Source organism: Peribacillus sp. SIMBA_075, assembly GCF_046534585.1.
Genome location: NZ_JAWRYN010000189.1, coordinates 1 through 376, shown reverse-complemented (window position 1 = coordinate 376; position 376 = coordinate 1). Strand labels below are relative to the sequence as shown.

Sequence of the window (376 nt, the reverse complement as noted above, 5' to 3'; positions counted from 1 at the left end):
CTAAAACCTCTATTTAGATTTCTTTCTTACAATCCAAAATCAGCTAAAGAAATTAGCTTGAAAGAACTAAGAAAGCTAAACAAGGAAGTATTAACATCATTAACAAAATCAACCAGTCTAATTGAAGAAATAAAAAGGAATGTAAGAGCATCTGCATCCATAAAAAAAGAAATGGAACACCTGCACAGCTCATCGAACCATTTAACTGAAGAAATGGAAGATTACTGTACAAAAGCAGATGAAAACATAGAGAAAATAAAATCCCAAGCTTTGAAAAACCAAAGCCTGCTAGATGAATCTAACGAAAGTCGCGATAAGATTGAGCAGTATCGATTGCTTGCTGAAACACTGGTTGACGAGACAACAAAAGACAGAG

At 34.0% G+C, this 376-nt stretch carries 1 protein-coding gene; it reads left to right on the top strand.

What is annotated here, in order from left to right:
• Window positions 1-376: hypothetical protein (locus tag SB775_RS27760; RefSeq protein WP_410864362.1), on the top strand; the 376-nt coding region annotated here is incomplete at both ends.